The 14,541-nt window shown below is 36.0% G+C and carries 20 protein-coding genes; 5 read left to right on the forward strand and 15 right to left on the reverse strand.

The window, feature by feature from the left end; all coding sequences use genetic code 11:
* The first annotated feature begins 492 nt into the window (after positions 1–492).
* Positions 493–1,335, forward strand: a complete 843-nt coding sequence (locus tag WKH56_RS24130; RefSeq protein WP_342836865.1) for a C40 family peptidase — start codon at positions 493–495, stop codon at positions 1,333–1,335.
* Between the two features lie 57 nt (positions 1,336–1,392).
* Here the strand turns inward: WKH56_RS24130 and WKH56_RS24135 are convergent, their stop codons facing one another.
* Together WKH56_RS24135 and WKH56_RS24140 are read right to left on the reverse strand one after the other, a co-directional pair.
* Positions 1,393–2,064: an MOSC domain-containing protein gene (locus WKH56_RS24135; RefSeq protein ID WP_310884025.1), complete on the reverse strand. Its 672-nt coding sequence runs from the start codon at positions 2,062–2,064 to the stop codon at positions 1,393–1,395.
* 54 nt (positions 2,065–2,118) lie between these two features.
* Positions 2,119–2,334 carry a hypothetical protein gene (locus WKH56_RS24140; RefSeq protein WP_310884026.1) on the reverse strand — a complete coding sequence of 72 codons (216 nt, stop codon included), beginning with the start codon at positions 2,332–2,334 and terminating at the stop codon, positions 2,119–2,121.
* Positions 2,335–2,801: 467 nt separating this feature from the next.
* Between WKH56_RS24140 and WKH56_RS24145 the strand changes: the two genes are divergently transcribed.
* Positions 2,802–3,977, forward strand: a complete 1,176-nt coding sequence (locus WKH56_RS24145; protein ID WP_310884027.1) for a NupC/NupG family nucleoside CNT transporter — start codon at positions 2,802–2,804, stop codon at positions 3,975–3,977.
* Between the two features lie 53 nt (positions 3,978–4,030).
* On the opposite strand, the gene WKH56_RS24150 is transcribed toward WKH56_RS24145, so the two are convergent.
* The 3 genes from WKH56_RS24150 to WKH56_RS24160 form a co-directional block, all read right to left on the reverse strand.
* Positions 4,031–4,351 (reverse strand): hypothetical protein, encoded by a 321-nt coding sequence (locus WKH56_RS24150; RefSeq protein ID WP_310884028.1) that lies wholly within the window; start codon positions 4,349–4,351, stop codon positions 4,031–4,033.
* Between the two features lie 79 nt (positions 4,352–4,430).
* Positions 4,431–5,279 (reverse strand): sialate O-acetylesterase, encoded by an 849-nt coding sequence (locus tag WKH56_RS24155; protein ID WP_310884029.1) that lies wholly within the window; start codon positions 5,277–5,279, stop codon positions 4,431–4,433.
* Positions 5,280–5,370: 91 nt separating this feature from the next.
* Entirely contained in the window at positions 5,371–5,598 is a 228-nt protein-coding gene (locus WKH56_RS24160; RefSeq protein ID WP_310884030.1) for a hypothetical protein, read from the reverse strand.
* Between the two features lie 501 nt (positions 5,599–6,099).
* Here WKH56_RS24160 and WKH56_RS24165 point away from each other — a divergent pair.
* The gene (locus WKH56_RS24165; protein WP_014458940.1) at positions 6,100–6,288 is read left to right on the forward strand and encodes a hypothetical protein; all 189 of its coding nucleotides are present in this window, start codon (positions 6,100–6,102) and stop codon (positions 6,286–6,288) included.
* 262 nt (positions 6,289–6,550) lie between these two features.
* On the opposite strand, the gene WKH56_RS24170 is transcribed toward WKH56_RS24165, so the two are convergent.
* From WKH56_RS24170 to WKH56_RS24210, 9 genes are all read right to left on the reverse strand, one after another.
* The gene (locus WKH56_RS24170) at positions 6,551–7,039 is read right to left on the reverse strand and encodes a tetratricopeptide repeat protein (protein WP_310884031.1); all 489 of its coding nucleotides are present in this window, start codon (positions 7,037–7,039) and stop codon (positions 6,551–6,553) included.
* 123 nt (positions 7,040–7,162) lie between these two features.
* A complete protein-coding gene (locus tag WKH56_RS24175) occupies positions 7,163–7,456 on the reverse strand; it encodes an RNA polymerase alpha subunit C-terminal domain-containing protein (protein ID WP_342836868.1) in 294 nt (97 codons plus the stop codon).
* 162 nt (positions 7,457–7,618) lie between these two features.
* Positions 7,619–8,326, reverse strand: a complete 708-nt coding sequence (locus tag WKH56_RS24180) for a DNA alkylation repair protein (RefSeq protein WP_310884033.1) — start codon at positions 8,324–8,326, stop codon at positions 7,619–7,621.
* A 40-nt stretch (positions 8,327–8,366) separates the two neighbouring features.
* The gene (locus WKH56_RS24185) at positions 8,367–8,738 is read right to left on the reverse strand and encodes an iron chaperone (protein WP_221832290.1); all 372 of its coding nucleotides are present in this window, start codon (positions 8,736–8,738) and stop codon (positions 8,367–8,369) included.
* Between the two features lie 138 nt (positions 8,739–8,876).
* Positions 8,877–9,470, reverse strand: coding sequence for a YdeI/OmpD-associated family protein (locus tag WKH56_RS24190; RefSeq protein ID WP_310884034.1), 594 nt, complete (start codon positions 9,468–9,470; stop codon positions 8,877–8,879).
* Positions 9,471–9,821: 351 nt separating this feature from the next.
* Positions 9,822–10,331, reverse strand: coding sequence for a MepB family protein (locus WKH56_RS24195; RefSeq protein WP_063247525.1), 510 nt, complete (start codon positions 10,329–10,331; stop codon positions 9,822–9,824).
* Between the two features lie 168 nt (positions 10,332–10,499).
* Positions 10,500–10,982: a hypothetical protein gene (locus tag WKH56_RS24200; RefSeq protein ID WP_342836870.1), complete on the reverse strand. Its 483-nt coding sequence runs from the start codon at positions 10,980–10,982 to the stop codon at positions 10,500–10,502.
* Positions 10,983–11,166: 184 nt separating this feature from the next.
* The gene (locus WKH56_RS24205) at positions 11,167–11,472 is read right to left on the reverse strand and encodes a hypothetical protein (protein ID WP_063247527.1); all 306 of its coding nucleotides are present in this window, start codon (positions 11,470–11,472) and stop codon (positions 11,167–11,169) included.
* 105 nt (positions 11,473–11,577) lie between these two features.
* Positions 11,578–11,712, reverse strand: coding sequence for a hypothetical protein (locus WKH56_RS24210; RefSeq protein ID WP_342836871.1), 135 nt, complete (start codon positions 11,710–11,712; stop codon positions 11,578–11,580).
* Positions 11,713–12,023: 311 nt separating this feature from the next.
* On the opposite strand from WKH56_RS24210, the gene WKH56_RS24215 reads away from it, so the two are divergent.
* On the forward strand, positions 12,024–12,932 hold the full coding sequence (locus tag WKH56_RS24215) for a DMT family transporter (protein ID WP_275210941.1): 909 nt from the start codon (positions 12,024–12,026) through the stop codon (positions 12,930–12,932).
* Positions 12,933–13,424: 492 nt separating this feature from the next.
* Positions 13,425–13,625, forward strand: coding sequence for a cold-inducible protein YdjO-related protein (locus tag WKH56_RS24220; RefSeq protein WP_155010758.1), 201 nt, complete (start codon positions 13,425–13,427; stop codon positions 13,623–13,625).
* 233 nt (positions 13,626–13,858) lie between these two features.
* On the opposite strand, the gene WKH56_RS24225 is transcribed toward WKH56_RS24220, so the two are convergent.
* Entirely contained in the window at positions 13,859–14,059 is a 201-nt protein-coding gene (locus tag WKH56_RS24225) for a cold-shock protein (RefSeq protein WP_033580115.1), read from the reverse strand.
* Between the last annotated feature and the right edge of the window lie 482 nt (positions 14,060–14,541).

The raw sequence follows: 14,541 nt of genomic DNA on the forward strand, positions 1-14,541 counted from the left end.
GAATGTAAATGATTCACGCGTTCATTCCTCCTTGTATACTACGCTTCTTTTTTACTCGCTTCAACTGGATGCTTTTGATGTAATTTATGTATAGCAGTTATAGTAACTGAGTTTCTTTTATGACAGCGTATCTTTCTTCTCTATGTGCTCATTTAGAAAAAAATAAAGTGTATCGCTAATGGCAATATCACTTTTTACCTATAGCTTTTATACATCCTAAAAGCCTTGAAGCCATTCAGCTGCTGGGTTTCTGCTCCCCTTTTTCATTTAGCTTACATATTTTCTAATAAATCTATGAATCTCCTAAACATTTCTACCTAGATAAATTGTCAGAATTATTACAGAGAAGGTGACAATTCTACTTATATCGCTCTTTAATATTAAAACTATGTTACAAAATGTCGTAATTTGGAATTAGATGTTTACTTTTCCTGTCAGGATTGATAGACTCACAGTTGTGAATAAAACAAGTTATGGAAAGGGAGAAAGAACATGCTAAAGAAAGCAAATCGTACAGTTATGAATATGGGGTTAGCAGCATTACTTGTTCCCGCTGCCCTAACATTTAGCACAACTTCAGCAAGTGCAAATGACGGAGGCGCTGCACCAGCACCCGTACAAGAAAAGGTAACGCCAAGCGTACCTCAACAACAAGCAACTACTACTAATCAAAAAGTCATCGTAAACGTGAGTGCGTTAAATATTCGTCAAGGAGCTAGCTTTTCATCTCCAGTTGTTGGAACGGCAACACAAGATCAAGAGTTTGCTATTTTAAAAGAAGCAAACGGCTTAGTTGAAATTGCACCAAACAAATGGATTTCAAAAAGCTCAAGCTACGTAACAATTGCATCAGGTAAACCAAGCGCAAGCCAAGTAAAAGGTGTAAGCACATCAACTCCTTCTACTTCTACAGCATCTGCATCTACATCTGCAGCAAAAGAAACTAGCACACCAGCACCTGCTCCAACAACAAGCACGGCTTCTGGAAGCACAGTAAATGTTGCACGTAGTTTAGTAGGATCACCTTACCAATGGGCAGGAAACACACCAAGCGGATTTGACTGCTCAGGCTTTATCGCATACGTGTTCAACCATAGCGGTCACAGCATTTCACGTACAAGCGTAGCCAACTACTGGAACATGGCGACAAAAATTTCGTCTCCACAACCAGGCGATCTAGTATTCTTCCAAAACACATACACAAGCGGCCCATCTCACATGGGAATCTACATCGGAAATGGCCAAATGATTCACGCTGGTTCACACGGTGTAGCAGTAGCTGACCTAGATGTTTCTTACTATCAAGATCATTTCTTAGGATACGGACGCTTCTAAGAAAAAAATGCCCTCCAATCGTTAGATACGTTCTAACGATTGGAGGGCATTTACTTTTTATCGCTGCGCGACAGAAAGAGCCTTTTCAATACGCGTTTGAAATTTATTTTTCCAGTCTTCCGCAAGTTCAGAAACTTCTAACGCCCGCTGCATTCCTTCTACATCTTTTGAATGATGGAAATATAAATCAAGCGTGAACCACACGGATACTTGGTCCGGATGAGCTTGAATTAATTTCACTTCCGCGTCTTTCGTAATCGTACCTTCTTTCAGCACGCGGCAAAGATAGCCGGTATAGCTTGTCTCAATCATTCGTTTTAAAATCCCTTTAACGCCCGTTCTCTTTGTAATCGTGTCGCATGGATTTCGCCCTTGCGTCACTTGAATAACGGCGTCTCCCACTTGATAAACGTCTCCAATGCATACGTCTTTTTCAACCATGCCCACTAAGACAAGATTTTCTCCAAACGCAGACATGGGCAGCTCCGTATCAAACTCTTCGTTCCATTTTTTGTAGTGCTCATACGGATACACGCACACCGCACGATCGGGTCCGCCGTGATACCTTAAGTCCGCTACGCCGTCGCCTTGAAACCCTTCTTTTGCTAAAAACGTTTCGTCTACTTGCTTTTTGCATATACCTGTCCGCATTTCTTTGTCAGAGCCGTATGCCATTTGTTCGGGCATGCCGGTTGCTAAATGAATCAGCTTTCTCTCAGGTGTTGTCATTATGTTTACACCTCTTTTATCATTTTTACTAGTTTACCACATTTATAGAGCGTTTTATTTACTGGATGTACTCATGAGCTGTCTCAGCGGTTTCCACTTAAGTCCTAGTGCATAATTAATAGCGGTAGCTGCGACAAATCCAAGCAGCACTCCCGAAACGGTCGGCATAAATAAAGATGGAAACACGGCTACGCACGCTAGTGTTACCACAAAATTTCCTGTATACGACCATTTTGGATGCTTTAAAAAAAATGTTTGAATACTATTCATTGTTAACTCCTTTATGCGATTGCTTTATAACCCCTCATGAATATTCTACCATTAAAAAGGAAAAGTTTCTCTAAAACGACGTATTATAGGTCATTTTGTCTCTTTTTTACTTCTCATGCTGTAATTCCAAGAACCGGAAGTATCATAAATTTTTAAAAATATTTCACAATTATATTAAAAATATCTTCATTTCCCCTTTTTCTTTTGTTCAAAATGATTTAAGATAGTAGAGGCTGTCGAAATATAAGTTATTATGTCAGTTCTGCATGTTTTTTTACATATTAGCACATAGTAAATATTATTTTACAATTACGTCATTTTTTATAATGGCCTAAAAAATTTTGCCCATTTTTAACAAAATTGGCGTAGAAGTTCCGTTTTTGTATAAAATAGAGGCCGATTTACATAGTCATTTCTATGCACGTCCCTCTTTTATAAATATAGAATACATGTAAGGAGAAAAGTAAATGTCAATTTTAATGGGAATTATCGGGATTGTAATTATCTTAGCAGTTGCATTCCTCATGTCAAACGACAGGAAACTTATCAACTATAAAGGCATCGCAGTTATGCTTGTCATCCAGCTTGCTATCTCTGCTTTTATGATGAATACATCGATTGGTCGCAAGGTGCTTGACTTTATCACAAGTGTATTTACAAAGATCTTATCATTTGGTAACGACGGAATTTCGTTCGTGTTTGGAGATCTTGCAGGAAAAGGCATTTTCTTTATCCAAACGTTAGTTATGATTGTATTCGTTTCAGCATTATTAAGTATTTTAAACTACTCTCGTATTTTACCCTTTGGGATCAAATATATTGGAGGACTTGTTTCAAAAATTACCGGACTTCCCCAAATTGAAAGCTTCACAGCCGTGAATGCGATGATCTTTGGTGATACAACGGCGCTAATTGCGGTGAAAAACCACATCGGAGGTTTAACACCAAACCGTTTATTTATCGTTACAACAACATCTTTAGTATCCGTTTCTTGTTCAATTCTTGGTGCATACATGCAGATGATTCCTGCTGAATACGTATTAATTGCTCTTCCGCTAAACGTATTCTCTGGCTTAATCGTTTCTTCTATCGTTGCACCTGTAAAAGCAGAAGATGAAAACGAAGTCGATATTAAAGCGCCTGCTAAGCAAGGCACGCTGTTTGAAGCAATCGGTGACGGTGCCCTAGACGGCGGACGCGTTGCGTTAATCGTAGCAGCTATGCTTGTAACGTACGTTGGTCTTTTAGCATTAGTGAACTACGTATTAAACGGTGTCATCGGATTAACGGTTCAAGACATTTTAGGCTATATCTTCTACCCAATTGCCTTTATCATGGGTATCCCGGCAGACGAACTGATGAGAGCCGGCGGCGTAATGGGAACAAAAGTAGTGGCAAACGAATTCGTTGCGATGCTTGACTTCCAAAAAATGATGCCTCACCTTTCTGAAAAAACAGTCGGTATCGTATCAGCTTACTTAATCTCATTTGCAAACTTCAGCTCAATTGGTATCGTTCTTGGTACGATCCAAGCAATCAACGGCGAACAAGCGTCACGCGTTGCGAAGTTCGGCTTGAAGATGCTGTTAGTCGCTACAATGGGATCGATTTTAACAGGTATTATGGTTGGATTGTTTATTTAATGAGGAAAGCACTCACTTGTGGTGAGTGCTTTTTTAGCATTTTCTATCTGTTTTTAATCCATATCTACAATAGAAGTAACGCGGTAGTTATCATTGTAGCTGACGTTTACTACGTATTGCTTAGAGTTATCTTCTTTCACCTTCCCCGTTACCTCTATATAATCAAAACCATGGTCCGCAAAATCTGCTTTTTCCACCACTAAGTCTTTATGTCTTTTTTCTTTAAAATATGTAATAGCTGCCTGCTCTACCTTATGGAACATTTGATCATGTTGTTTTTGCTTCATTTGTTTTTCTTTAGAATGGTTCATATACATTCCTGCGCCTATGACTAGGAGTATAAGAACTGAACAAAAAATGAGAGCTTTTTTCATTGCTTTTCTCCTTTTTAGCAATACTGCAAGCTTTCTGTTGGGTTTATCCTGTAATCTGCCTCAACCTTTTAATTTTGCTTTATTTACTTTCATTAATAGTAGAGACATTAATAAAAAACTCCTCAAAACTTAATTGTCCCAAGGCAAGCTTCATACTTTCAACAAATATACGTTCATTTTTAGTTAGTTCACGCTTTGCTTCCTTTTCAATCCATTCATGCTCAACGTCCAAAACATCTAAAACATGCTTTTGTTTTGAAAAAGCCTCATAGTATCTTAATCCAAACTTTCTTTGAGAGACGGCATCAATATGAATGCCATCTGGATTTGCTGTTAAGCCTTTTGATGTTACAAAATAACATTTTTTTTCAGCATGGGCAACTTTAAATAATATCTGATTTATTTGTTTATATTCTACGGCGCTTTTTCCAAATCCGACTTCTCCAAGGTAATGTCCCAACTCACCAATAATAATCGGGATATCTGGTGCATTCAATTCTTCTCTCAAGTGTTTAAATAACGAAAGCAATTTATCTTCATACGTCTTATAACGTTCTCCGTAACTGTCGCTTTCTCCTTGATGCCACAGAATTCCCACTAACTCACTTGTTTCCATTGCGAATTTCGCTTCAGAAATCGCGTGTCTTGTTAATAGTCCGTCAATTGTCCACTCATCAATTGAGCTTCCTCCCTCGGCACATGGTATTAACCCAATGGACTCGCCCGGATGATCCTCTGTCCAAGCTTGAGCAAAAGAGGCTGACGGCCCAACACCAGATATGTGACGATCAAAATTAAGTGGTTCTGCCATCGTTTGCCATCTACCGTTTCTCAACATATGTATATGCTCATTATAAATCGGCGGTACATCCTCAATAAATCCTCTGCCTGCCATATTTGATTGTCCAATTAATAATATAGATTTCATAGAAATACCTTCTTTCTCTACCATGTTAATCACTTTTTTTAAATTTGCGCGTGGTTATACTTATAGAATTAGTTACACTCTGATATATAGCTTAATTAATGGCTTCAAGAGCTTGTTTCAAATAATCCATTTCAGAGGTGATATCATCTATCTGTTGGTTTAACTGACTTACTTTATTAAGAGTATTCTGTGCATCCAATAAATTAATTTCTAACATCAAACGGCTTGCTTCACTCTCAAGTTCCAATCTCTTTGCAAATAATACCTCGTGCTTTTTTATAATTTCCGATTTTAAATTCTTACTATGGGTTTCTTTCATACTTATACCTCACTAATTTGTAATAACAGTATTTTATTGAGATGTAAATTTCCCTATATAATTTAATAATTACCTACAGGGTAGTTTATGACATAGTTAAAGTTGCCTTTTTTACTTACAGGAAAACCGCATTTACATAAGATAAATAATAAGAACCAATTAAAATAAAGTCCATTATTCACTTTCCTTGGACGGCGTTCATAAGCTCTTTGTGTTGGCATTCAGATAAATACTAAGCATTCAGAAGCTTCCCTAACTGTTAAAAACAAATACAACATTCCATAATAAGGGAAAATTGAAATCATTTTGTTTTTTTTGCAGGAAAAGAAAGCGCAGTATATAAAGATAACAGTATGCATCAAAAAGTGTTGAGAACATTTTATCATCATTTTCTATCAGTACGAGAGCAATAATTTGAGAAAAGAGCTTATATCAGTCCGTGTCTTAAGTATGCCTATTATATAGAATGGGTTACTTAGTAAATAAGGGAAGGTGATTTATATGTTAGGGGAAGAAGATTTAAAAGTAAATTGTATATCAGCTGCTATAGGTTTACTCATCCAACATAATATCATCACTCACCAGGAACTGGACAAACTAACTAAAACGAATTATCACGTTTTTTATCATTTTCTAATGGATAAGCTAATTGAAGAAGAGTTTAGTAAGGATAGGGTTGTACAAACTTAAGTGCTTCAACAAAGAAAGAAGCGCAAGATCCAAAGCAAAGATCTCCTATTTCAAATGTGATTCTTATAAGGGTCCTTACATATTAGACATATATAATATGTAAGGGCTTTCTTACCCAACAAAGCCTCCTATAGTTTAAATGTATTTCTTCACAGTCTATCATTTCAAAAGTCATTTTATCAAAGGAAGCCTGCCAATATTGTTACAAAAAAGTCCTCTCCTCGTTTCAGGAAAAGAACTTATATGCAGTGAATTTTACAAGCTACTTCCAAGTCTGATCCAGTTTATCTGAATAGAAATGTAAGGCTTTTTTATAACTTATTATTTCATTGTCATTAGTCGTATTTAGTAAGCATTTCAGTAACAGTTCCATCGCTTTGCTATGTTCTTTTAAATTGTATAAGGTCATGGAATAAAACACTTTAATTACATGATTATCTGGGAATAATTCTATTCCTTTTAAAAATGTCTTTTTTGACTTTTCATACTCCCCCAGGGCTCTATACGTGCTGCCCAATCCCAATACTGCACCTTCCATATCCTCCTTAGAAGGTAATCCTATCTTTATGGCATTTTCGTAAAAGGGCACTGCCTTTTCTTCTTCTCCTAATATGTCGAAGCTCCAAGCACATTGATAGTTATATAAAGCATCGTCTGGAAATTCCTTGACTAATTCACTTAGCAATTCGTTAGATTCTTTGTGATTTCCATTCTTTCGTAACGCTAATGCTTTATCTAGTTTGTTATTCATCACTTAAATCTCCAACCCTTCTTTTTCCCCCTATTTATCTCTTAACACCCTTCCATATCCAGAAATTCAGCGTATTCGTACACTTTATCCAGATCTATTTCTTGCTTTAACTATCCTTGATGTTTAATTTTTAAAGGCTAACCCATTGGTCTGCAAAGCTTCTCTAAGTTTAGGTAAAGAAGCTGGCCCCATACCATGAAATTGTAATATCTCTTTTTCACTAAATGTTGATAGCTGCTGCAAAGAAGTTATCCCGTTGTTTTCTAATGCTCGTCTTGCTGGTGCTGATAGCATAGAAAGAAATCCATTGTCAGGTTTGTTTTCTTGCTCACAGGTTGGGCAGGTCGGACAGGGACTGCTTTTATAATATTTGTGGCCTTTATGACAGATTCTTAGATTTTCCTTTTGGGTTTTCATTTTTAATCTCTCCTTTTCACAAGAGTTTTTTAGCTTTTATCCCCTGCCACTTCTTCAATGGATGGTTTATGAAGGAACAAAACATCCTACGTATAGTAAGCTAATTATCATTAAATACTTATGAGTCTCGTTTCAGATAGTGCAGCTCCATTACAAATTATGCTAACACCTTACATGTTTGCGTTTGAAACCAAGCCGTCCTCTATCTATATCCTTTTGAATGTTTTGGGAAGCAAGAAGAATACTACTTTTTTTCTTATCCTTCTTAACTTCGACTGGACCTACTGCCTTTGCCGTTTCAAGGGCCTTTTCATGAAGTGGCAAATATGAAACACCGACTGTATAGATAAAATTATTCATAGCCGATTTCGTTCGATCTGGAGAATCGTGAATCGTATTTTTTACTTGATTAAGCATATCGGCAATCTTGCTTGTGCTAAATTCACCGTCAGGACGATTACCTAAAAGCCAGCAGTAGCAACTCCAACCTGCCGACATTTTCAATTCTTCACCGCTTGCCACCCATCTATCAGCAACAACTTGCGCAAAATCGGTTTCTGACAAAGTTACTGCAACTACATAATCAGATATCATGTAAAAATACGCTTTATCAATCCAACGCTCAAAATCCTCCGCAGTCATCTCTGTTGGGTCTGCAATGATACCAGCAAAATACATAGCATCATAATTACCAGAAGCGTAAAGCTGCTCAGCCAAAGCCTGATTTTTCTTGATTTTCTTTGCAATAGGCTTCATTTTTCCTGTTGCCACTCCAAAAAGCGGATCGTGTGCACCATTGTTTATGTAAGTCTTTTTAATTCGTTCCGTACCAATCGCTTCAAGTTCTTTCATAACCATTTCAAAGTCCACCGTTCTGTACCCTCCTTCTTCTCCGTTCATAATCTGCTTTTTATTTTCGCCAAAAAGTTGAACAGTCTTTCTTATCTAAGATATTAAACTCGATTATGTCCTTAAGTAATTCATAGTTTACTGGCTCTGTCCATAGAATCCGAAACAGACCTTTGGTAGCGCTGTATCCAGCCTGGGCAATGTCATGATTAAAGTGCGCCATGCCTGTTTCTTCAGGTGAAACGCTCAAATGATGTTTCGCTGAGGCAAAGCCGACGATGAATGTGCCATGATCAGTAAACATTGGCGTATTCCATTTAATTTGTGGTTCCAAATTCGGGAAAGTATTAGCAATCCAAGCCAAAACTTCCTCTGTTCGGTCACGGTGGTCAGGGCTATCTATACGCGCTAAATATTCTGCAAAAACTTCCATAGCATTTTCTCCTTAAATAAATTTTTTATCTACTCTACTTTTATACAAATGGAACACCAGTCAGTTCACTTCACCTTATTTCATTTTTGACTCAAATACATTAACAATTTATATTAGCCATGTTTTAAATAAAGTGTACTAATCATTTAATCCTTTTCCTTTAAGAATGTTTGGAATGCATTTTTCAACCCTTGATTCTCGAGTCTTAGATTGTTTGGCCGCAGAAAAATGAAGAATATATGCTCTTTGTCGTCCTGGAGTCAATGTAGTAAAAGCATCTTGTAGAGTAGGTATTTCATCAAATTTATGCTGTAGCTCTTCAGGAATAATGAGTTCTTCAGGCTTTTTAGCTTTAACTTTCAATCCGGCTTTTTCCACCTCAATGGCCTCATCGATATAAGTTTTTAAGATGGCTTCCTTTTCAGCTATTTCTTGCACATTGGTAAACCGAATTTGCCGCGCCCCTTGTACATTCTCCGTTTGTTGAACTAGAATACCATGAGAATCTTGTAACAGAGAACCTTTAGGAAACAGCAGCGCACAGTATTCTTTAAAACCATGTATTAAAACAATGTTTTTTTTCTCAAACGTATAACAAGGATTCATCCACTTAAAATCTTCGGTCAACTCACAGTCAAGAACAATCTTTCTCAACGTCTCATATTCTTCTTTCCACTTTTTAGCTTTAGTTAAAAATTCATCAACCTTAGGATTCATTTTGCTATTTGTCATCAAGGAACACTCCTCTTCAATTTTTTAACCTGTGGCTCTAGCAGCCATACAGGCAACCTTTAATTCATTTAATGGTGTTACTATTCTTCAAATATAGGAAATGCCCTCCTTCAATTGACTTGATAGTTATTAAAATTATAAACATTTCAAGTAGGTTCGCTCACTATACAAAGCGAACATCAATTAGTTTATTTAACCGCATTTTATTCTTTAATTTACATATGTCATCTATAAAGATAAATAGGTTACTAAGAGAACCAACAAACCGAATGAATCCTGTCTATGTTACGCATTGATCCTGCTTATAATATGTAAGGTACACTTGTAAATTCGTATGTAAGGCTTCAATCGTTACCCCTCTAAGTATAGCTTTAATAATTTTTGAAGGGGGAAATTGTTCGCGTCATTTGTCTCAACAAAATATTCTAATTGCCATTTCTGTGTTTCCATAGCTTGTTTGCTAGTTGGTTTATCCCATATCGGATACACTCTAATTGCCATCTTACCTTTTGTGGTAGCCGTTTTAAGGATTTTTTGTTTTAAAAGAATTTCTTTTGGAAAAATGAACTGTCCAAACCTATTTGTACTAGTGAAGGTATTAATAACTAATAGATCGGTAGCTTTTCCATCCGAAAAGGCCTGGTTTTTATGAGTCGCATCTTTTTCCCAAAAGGATACAAACTGTCCTACCTTATTAGGTGTAGTTTTCGCCACCCTAAATCGTACAGATTTTGAATTTAACTGAAAGATACCAGCGCCATAATCTGAATTTTGAGCTTCTTCTCGAATAGCTTTTATAGCGAAGCGATTGGGTTTATAAAAATTCTCATTTACATAGGTTAACGCCTCATAAAATTCCATTGTTTTTACCCCTTATGTTTATAGCCCTCTTCAATTAATAATACGTGGTTTGTATTTCTTTCCTCGAATCGCGTCTTAAATATTCCAAATGATATAGCAAAGCTATCCTCGTCTCGTAACACCTCTTGATTCCTTAAGCGTTACTCCCCTCTTAATATAGTTAATGTGCTACATATTAACCTCATTTTTCCACTTTGGTTCGCGATCTCTTTGTATTACTGAAATACTTGGAGGTTCAGTTGAAACCACATCAATTATATGATTTAAAGCATGTATTCCATAGTGTTTAAACGGACCAGGGTGTATATCGTCAGCTATGGTACCAAATTCGATAAAATCTAGATATCTGGACTTTGAATAAACTGCAAAAGCGCTTCCTGTATACATTTCATATTCATCTATTACAGTAAAACTTTCGTTTCTAACAGAGTATGCAATGTACCAATCAAATGTAAGTCGAATTATAGGGAGTGCGTAATCCACATCAATAGAGGCATACGAAGAAGAAGTGCTTTCTCCTGTTATCTCTTCAGCTGCATTTCCATTAACTTTGCAACGTTCAATATCCACTATTAACGCGTTATCCTCAGGTTCAAATATAGAGTTTAAATAAATACAGCCTTGATATTGAAGCAGTTTAGAGTAATTCATAAAACCCTCCTTTTTTAAACTAAAGTATCGAGTGAATTCAATAACAAGTAAAAAAGCGTTCATTCTTGGATTACATCTATTCAAAAATCTTTAACTTTAAACTAACAGACAAAAAAATGACCCGTTATTGGTTCGCGGCAAGATTGTCTAAACCTTTAGAAAAATATAGGCAGAAAGTTAGGATTTATTTTATCTTGAATATGATCTTTCTATGATCCTGCTTTATACGTTTCAAGCGCAGCTCTATTTTTCTATCTAACATTTTATGTGCGGTTTGGAAAGTTACACATATGAACAGTAAGATAACAGTAATAATTATAGCGTCTGGCACTTGGAAGCAAAAACATAATACTGCTAAAAGAAAAGATATAGCACAAGTAAAGTTGATTACCCATTTTTTATTTCTATGAGCTTGAAGACTTTTTTCAAGCAGCTGCTTTTGTCCTTCTTCCCTTTTTATATCTTCTGAATTATTGAGTGTAGAGTTCAATGTTATTTCTCCTTCGAAAACTAATTTTATATAATTTATATTATTGGTTATCTTTTCCTTGTAAGATGATTGTATAGTTGGGTGTTCTTAAAGGGAAAGCCAAATTTAAACAATCATTTTGGCAAGCGCATGGGCTTCTTTTACGCTGATTACAATATCCTCCAACAAGCTCATTTTCTCCTCTTCTTCAAAGTTTACATCTAATATAGAGAAACAAAACAAAGCAAGGAATGCCTTCATGTCGATACATATAATGACTCTGTTTGATAGCTACTCATACTAGATCCAAAGAACCTACAAAAAAAGAACATTCGTTCTCTATATTATACAAGAACAAACGTTCCCTTTTCAATAAAAACTCTAAACTTTTCCCGAATTATTCCTATGAATAACGTCAAATTTATTATTTTATAAAAAAAGAAATATTTTATATACCTAGAGAAAGATATCGAGATAACGAAAAAAACATGAGAAAATGTTCTACAAAGCAAAATTTCGGAGTGAAATAATCAACAAAATTTGCCATAATAATTGAAGTAAGGAGGTGTATTATGTTTCGATTGTATGGAGCCTTAATTGGGCTTAGTTTCATTTGGGGTTTATCTTTTGTATTTATGAAGTGGCTGCTTCCCTCAGCTGGTATATGGGGAATTGTATTTTTTCGTTGTCTAGCAGGTGCAATCATCTTGCTTCCTTTTCTATGGTGGAAGCGTAGAAAAGTTAAAGAGAAACTACCCTGGAAGGCGTTGATTGTTGTTGGTATATTTAACTGTGGTTTGGCGTGGGGATTAATTTCCTTAAGCGAAACTGAGATAAACAGTACAACTGCCTCCATTCTAAATGCGACCACTCCAATCTGGACAGGTCTTATCGGATTTATTCTTTTTTCTTATCGACTTACCGGACGTCAGTGGATCGGTATTCTTATCGGGTTTTTCGGGATACTCGTCCTTATGGATTTTCAATTTGGTCAGATTTTCGGGAAAGGGTTTGTCGGAATTGGAACAATGCTTGTTGCTTGTATCTGCTATGGGCTTGCTGGGCAGTTAACAAAGCGGTTTCTGTCTGAGGTGAGCGTACTAACTATAACAACCTTCACCCTACTAACAGGTGCTATCATCGGTTTAATTGGGATGCTAATTACCGAACCATTCAAAGCAGATTTGTTGATTCATCCACTTCCGATTCTGGCAATTGTGGGTCTCGGCTGTTTTGGCTCAGGATTGGGTCAGTTAATCTATTTTTATATCAATAAAAATGGTGGCCCTGAATTAGCAGCGACGGTTACTTACCTGATCCCTGCCTCGGCCATGGTATGGGGTTATTTACTACTTGGAGAAACAATTACTCCAAACGTAATCGTTGGACTACTTATTATCTTTGCTGGCGTTTATCTTTCATCTAGGAAATCAAAAGGTAAAACTCCGCATGTCACTCTTGTTAGCAATAAACAAAATTAAGTAAGTAGATTTTACAATGTGAGTCTTTAAAGTTATCTATAAGAGAGGAATTAAAAAACTGAAGGACTACAGAATATGATATATTTCAAATGAAATTCATCATATGTGATGATAAGACGTAATTCTAGTTGTTCAATTTTGTTTAAAAGGCAGCCTTCTATTTGACTGCCTTTTTTAGCTACAATAATGAGCACAAATGTCAAAACAATAAGCATCATTTTTCTTTTCTTTTTTTCTTTTTTTCTTTTTCTCTGTCTTCCTGTGCTAAATTACTCACATTCATTCCCCCTCTTAACAACATCATATTACGATTGGAATATTTTTAACTCACAATATAAAAAAAGAAGCAGGGAACTTTCCCTGCTTCTTCTCACTTCACTCTTATTTTCAAATATGAGATCGATGCTAATGAAACATGAACGAAATAAAAGATATAAAGTATTTATGCTCTCTTTATAAGGTATACTTCTAAAGAGAGGAGCAGTGGTTAATATGCATTATAGTAAAAGAAATCAAGAACCTCCGATTCAAGAGGAAACAGAAATTTGGGAATGTACAGTAGAAGAGTGTAAAGGCTGGATGAGGAAAGACTTCTCTTACGATAGGCATCAGAAATGTCCTTTGTGTAAAAGTCAGATGGAAGCTAAAAAACGGCTTATTGATAAAATCCCCCGTAATCCGCATAAAAAATAATATAAACCTATGCTTTCTAAAAGATTAAGCACTATTTATCCATAAAGAAGTTTTGGTTCCTATTTGCTTTCTATTTCTGTTGTATGTTATAACTAGTTAACCTTGTACCAATCGTCTTGTCTAAAACCCAGGCTTTTTTAAAGCCTGGGTTTTTCTATTGAACCAATAGTATGCTAATTATGACACCATAAAAAAAAGACCCCTTCACAGGAGTCTTTTTTTATCACTTTTAATTATGCTTTGTGAACGTTAGCAGCTTGTGCTCCGCGTTGACCTTGCTCGATATCAAAAGTAACTTTTTGACCTTCTTCTAATGATTTGAAACCTTCACCTTGAATAGCACTGAAATGAACGAATACATCTTCTCCGCCTTCAACTTCGATGAAACCGAAACCTTTGTCTGCATTAAACCATTTTACTGTACCTTGTGTCATAATGTTGCCTCCTGCTGTGGAATACTCCACAAATGTATTACTAATCTTGCCCAAACATACTATTTCAAGATAAAAACTTCTACTTAGGGTTTTTTCTTTTCTCAATATACCGAACAAAAATAAGTTACCTGTAGTATAACATATAGTAGGATCGATAGCAAATAAGGAAAGTATCCCTTTCAACAAGTTCTACCTATTCATCTTTCCCCTACCAAGACTTATGATAGGTGTATGTAGCATAGCTTATGAATGCTGGAGCATATTGAATATGTATATAGCTCCATTTATTATAGCTATTCCTAATAATTCACTATTTAATCTTTCTTATAAATAAAGGATATATGTAATCCAAAAAACACCTGTTGGCTTTACTGAATTATAAAGAGGTTATTGGGATATTCTATTTAGGGAAGAAGGAAAACAAGTTATTGATTACAACTAATCATTACAAAGCTTCTTACATTTGGGATGAGGTGTCTACA

This window comes from Priestia sp. SB1, assembly GCF_038898415.1.